The 2,536-nt window shown below is 34.7% G+C and carries 4 protein-coding genes and 1 pseudogene; 2 read left to right on the forward strand and 3 right to left on the reverse strand.

Translation table 11 applies throughout. The features are described 5' to 3' along the window. Positions 1-153: 153 nt before the first annotated feature. The 3 genes from V7014_RS24050 to V7014_RS24060 all read right to left on the reverse strand — a co-directional run bounded on the left by V7014_RS24050 (position 154) and on the right by V7014_RS24060 (position 1,170). Complete coding sequence (locus V7014_RS24050) at positions 154-513, reverse strand: hypothetical protein (RefSeq protein WP_335511108.1); 360 nt, start codon at positions 511-513, stop codon at positions 154-156. Positions 514-590: 77 nt separating this feature from the next. Then, a complete protein-coding gene (locus V7014_RS24055) occupies positions 591-821 on the reverse strand; it encodes a hypothetical protein (protein WP_335511110.1) in 231 nt (76 codons plus the stop codon). Next, positions 799-1,170, reverse strand: a complete 372-nt coding sequence (locus tag V7014_RS24060; RefSeq protein WP_335511112.1) for a hypothetical protein — start codon at positions 1,168-1,170, stop codon at positions 799-801. The genes V7014_RS24055 and V7014_RS24060 overlap by 23 nt, the downstream gene beginning before the upstream one ends. An 813-nt stretch (positions 1,171-1,983) precedes the next feature. Between V7014_RS24060 and V7014_RS24065 the strand changes: the two genes are divergently transcribed. Beyond that, positions 1,984-2,265, forward strand: a complete 282-nt coding sequence (locus tag V7014_RS24065; protein WP_335511114.1) for a transposase — start codon at positions 1,984-1,986, stop codon at positions 2,263-2,265. 115 nt (positions 2,266-2,380) lie between these two features. Beyond that, positions 2,381-2,536: pseudogene (locus tag V7014_RS27375) on the forward strand (IS3 family transposase); the annotation flags it as partial.

A 2,536-nucleotide genomic window follows, 5' to 3' on the forward strand; every position in this document is an offset into this window, starting at 1 on the left:
CTATGGAACAATATGGATATAAACCAAGAAAATAATTAATAAAACAGTTGTTTGACATAAAAAAGCCAATGATTCCTAGCGTAGTAGAATCTGGCTTTTTTTAATGTTTTTAGATTTAAAAATAAAATTTGCTAATTTTATATAAAGATAGATTTAATCAATCATATAAACAGCTGCTAGATCATAGCGGTTAGGACCATGACCAAGCTCCTCATGTATAACATTCATTTTTTCTAACATGGAAGCAAAAATAAATTTATCTTTATCAGATAGAATGCCATAGTCTGCTTTTTTCCCCTTAGAACGGTTTACAAGCACCCTCTGTAACATCTGCTTTTCTTCTATAGTTATCAACTGTTGCACACGTTCTCTTGCGTAAGCATGGCGTAATCCATGACAACCACGACCATGATAATTAACATCACCACGTTTACAGCTTCTTCTAAAACTTTGTTGTAAGCTACCACTAGTTAAGCTACAGACACAATCTTTATCATGCTTATCTTTAAGCACCTCATAAAGAACGGATAGAAAGCGGATAGGAATGGGTATTCTTCTATGTCTGCCACCCTTAGTAATACCACCACCATCTAACCATCTACTATGTAAAGAACGCCACCATCTAAATTAAAGTGTTCTACTCGTACATTAGCGGCTTCTTTTACACGTAATCCAAGCTCTTTCATAAGTTGAATACCGATTTTAGTTGCACCATTTGAATGTTTTAAGATACATTTATATTCATCATCAGAATAGGCTCTGTTCCTCGTTAGTGGCGGACTGAAAGGGATTAACCTTTTATGTGGTAGAAAAACTATCACCCGTTCTTCCTAGCCGTTCTTGGCGCAAAATATAGCCTTTTTGAAGCTGTCGCAAACCTGTCTCGACATTCCTTATATGTCCTTCACTTAAATAGCGCGCCTTCATATCATCAAAATAAGCAATGATGTGTTTTTCCTGTAGATCTTCCATTCTTTTGATACCAAAAGTAGAGCGGATAAACTTTAAAAAATTCATCGATGCAGACAACGCATGCTCATATTGTTTTAATGAATGAATACCTAGTTCTCCATTTTCTCTTGCTTTTCGTTTCGATGTCCCTATTCTATTTATCTCTTGGATTGATGCTTTTGCCTGAAATATAATACTTTCTCTACGTGTTCTGGCCATAATCATCACTACCTTTCATGAAAATAAAATTGCAGCATAAAACAAACCGTACAAATAAACACCTCATAAGGTTGAGCATATTAAAGTTGTCAAAGATCATAATTCAAATTTCCGCAACGCATTTTTTAAGAGGGCGTGCTTAGGATACCTCTTTGTATAGATCCAGCTGGATTATTGTTTTCTCTTTTTTCGGAAACCAATATAAATAAATGCTATCATTTGCTATCAACTGTAAATTTCACGAATTGTAGATTGATAGCGTTAGTAAGCTCAAACGTTGTAAAATACATCCCTCCTTTTTAATAGTGAACCTTCCGTTTTCTCGGAAAGTTCTTTGTTTTTGATACCAAGGTGACCCTCGACATTAATGTCGAACCCTTTTAGGTTTCACTGATTTTTCAGTAAAACTGTTTTGTTTACTTTTTTAAATAGGAACACAAAAAAGCCATACTATGGCTCTCTTATTTACTAATCAATCACTCGAGTTTATTAGTTTAAGATAATCCGTAGCATGGCTGCTATTCGTGTTATATCTATATCAACGTTAAGATACCCTTAACGGAATTGTTGTTTTGTACGCAAAAAAGCCGTATCAATAACGAAAAATACACTCTCTGATACCTCAGATTTGTTTATTTCACCATTAGTCGATACGACTTTTATTATTTAATATATACAGATGGACAGACTTATAGCGTCCTTCGTTTTTTGTATTTTTAAAATCTATAGCCTCATAGGCCTTATCTTTTGTGTTAATTAACCGCTATCTTAAGGGCTAGTAGAATAATAGATAACAAGTGAGGAGAATCTACTATGTCCAAGAAAAGAAGAACATTTACTACAGATTTTAAAAAGCAAATGGTTGCCTTATATGAAAATGGAAAAAGCCGTCAAGATATTGTTCGTGAATATGAATTAACGGCATCAGCATTAGATCGATGGATCACACAATTTCAACAAACAGGGTCCTTTAAGGAGAAAGACGATCGTCGTCCTGAAGACCAGGAGTTAATTGAATTAAGAAAGAGAAATAAGCAAATTGAAATGGAAGTCGATATTTTAAAGCAAGCCGCGCTGAGCATGGGACGAAAATAGAAGTGATTGAACAAAATCGCCATAAATATTCGGTATCAGCAATGTGCGAAATCCTACAAATAGCTCGAAGTACTTTTTACCATAACACAGGTACTGCAACACAAAATTAAAAGAAAAAATACAGATCATCTTCAACGAAAATAGACAAGTGTATGGCACTCGTAAACTAAAAATAGCTTTAAGAAAGGCTGGCTATACGGTATCTAGATGCCGCATTGGTCGTTTTATGAGCGAACTGGGCATACAGTCAAGGTATGCGAAACCATCTTAT

The sequence above is a fragment of the Bacillus sp. JJ722 genome (assembly GCF_036963345.1).
GTDB lineage: Bacteria > Bacillota > Bacilli > Bacillales > DSM-1321 > Bacillus_AD.

Bases quoted from the DNA above. Each gene is read 5' to 3' on its own strand.
- V7014_RS24060 (WP_335511112.1), bottom strand. From the start codon at position 1,170: ATGGCCAGAACACGTAGAGAAAGTATTATATTTCAGGCAAAAGCATCA.
- V7014_RS24065 (WP_335511114.1), top strand. From the start codon at position 1,984: ATGTCCAAGAAAAGAAGAACATTTACTACAGATTTTAAAAAGCAAATG.